The sequence below is a fragment of the Pontibacter silvestris genome (assembly GCF_020907275.1).
GTDB lineage: Bacteria > Bacteroidota > Bacteroidia > Cytophagales > Hymenobacteraceae > Pontibacter > Pontibacter silvestris.
Map to the genome: position 1 here is coordinate 1 of NZ_JAJJWI010000069.1, position 1,991 is coordinate 1,991.

Sequence of the window (1,991 nt, forward strand, 5' to 3'; positions counted from 1 at the left end):
ATAAGTAGAAGCAGTAAGCCATAGCTGACACGCAAAAGATGGCTCAAACTCGCTGGCGCGTAGCTTGACTCAATGTTCATGTAAGGACCCTTCATTCATGAATTTTGCCTAATTTACTTATATGAAGAATTATTCATTGTTATGGCTATTATTTCAAATAGTTGCTGCCAGCTCTTTGGCACAGACTAAAGACATAAAAGCCAGTTTGATGGAGCATGGGCAGATAGTTGTTCCTTTCAATAATGAAGAGGAAGCCCTGACATTCAATCCGCTCGCATCGACGCTAGTTCAAGAACTAGTATGGAGCAAAGAAGTCCAGCAGGTCAGGAGCAAATACCCCTCTGTTTTCTCCACCACCGTTGAGATGCCTCCGCAGTGGCTTCAGAAGGAAAAGTTACTTGTGCTATATGCTCCAAAGGCTGCTTTCACAGTAGAGGTAAACGGTCATAAGTTAGAACTGGCAGCACCAGGCGTGAACACTAAAATCAATCTTACTTCACTAATACCAGCTAAAAGTGATTCTGTAACTATAAAGGTTATAAGCGATCGGGAAGTGAAAAGTATAGATAACTTAGTATATAAGGCACTTTTGTTTGCAGTCCCAAATGTACATGCCGCATCAACACATTTGAGAATAGATAAGAAGTATCCTAACCTCTACAGAAGCTTGAATTGGATGTATTTTATTGATTTAAAGAATCACTCCCCAAGCGCTACGTACAAGTCGAATTTTCATACGGCCGAAAAAGTCAGGGACGATAAGGGTGAAGTAGTTTATACATTTGACAAGGACTATATAAGTAATAACAATGAAATCCCTGCTGAGGGGCACTGGAGGTTTTACTTTTTCAACCACCCTGATGTGTACTCCAATAAGTGGACTGCCGAAACACCTTACCTGTATACGGTTAATGTTCTTGTCTCTTCCACCCGTGATAACGCGTCAGTAGTAGTTAGTGACAGAGTAGGGGTCAGAACTACTGAGGTGAAAGAGGGCCAGTTAAGAATCAATAATGTAGGTGTGCATTTCAAGCCAGCTGCCTACATACACCCCCCTCTTGATGCACCAGTACCCACCAAGGACTCCCTCAGAGAGTTTATAAGAAATGTCAAGCAACATTCTGTTAACACGTTACTTGTCTATGGTTTGCCGGCCAATAATGACCTTTACAGTTTAGCCGATGAGTACGGGCTGTATATTGTGCAATACATGTATCCGATGCAGCCGCCGGATAGCAAGAAAGAGAGCTATGATGATTTGTGGCTCAGGCAGCGCTTATCGATGATTTACCAGATCAGAAACCACCCCTCCGTGGTAGCATGGGCTACAGATGGTAATCTAAGCATTTCAAAGGAGCATGCTTCTGCTTTAAAGGACAGTCTTTTGGTGTTGGATTCGGATAGGCCGTTTTTAGAAAATGCTGTTGTTAATCTACCTACCGCTGCCCAAGGGTTTGAGCAATTAACTGGTGAGAACCTAATTAAACTGAAGAAAGCGTACCAGCCGGTAAAAATTCAGGTCAGCAAAGACAGTAAGGCTAGCATCTCTAACCTCCTTGATTTTGCTGTGCTGGACAATGTGCTGCTAAAATGGAAGCTACTTGATGGAGACAAGGTACTAAGGGAGGGAGAAGTAAATGATTTAAGCATCGAGCCGGGAGGGTTTCGACTTATAAAGCTGCCCTTTAGCTTCGACTCCCTTAAGGATAAGGCTTATACTATAAGCTTTGAAATAGTGTCTAAGGAAGACACTTCATGGGCTGATAAAGGACATGTTTTGGCATGGGAGTGTTTTGATGCCAGCACTTTAAAAGTATCACACAGATGATCGAAGTACTGATAGATTGGAAGTAAAGGAGTAGGTAGGACACAAGGCAGCATTTGAGAGGCCTAATTACTCACTTTGATAAAATGAGGTTGTTTATACCGTAACTGTTATGTTGATTGGAGGTCCCGCCAGAGTACCAAAACGGGACCCTTCGATTCCAGCG

1 protein-coding gene is annotated in these 1,991 nt (G+C 42.7%); it reads left to right on the top strand.

Annotated elements, in window-relative coordinates; all coding sequences use genetic code 11:
• Positions 1–175 precede the first annotated feature (175 nt).
• Positions 176–1,828 (top strand): beta-galactosidase domain 4-containing protein, encoded by a 1,653-nt coding sequence (locus tag LN995_RS21510; RefSeq protein ID WP_229963155.1) that lies wholly within the window; start codon positions 176–178, stop codon positions 1,826–1,828.
• Positions 1,829–1,991: the final 163 nt, after the last annotated feature.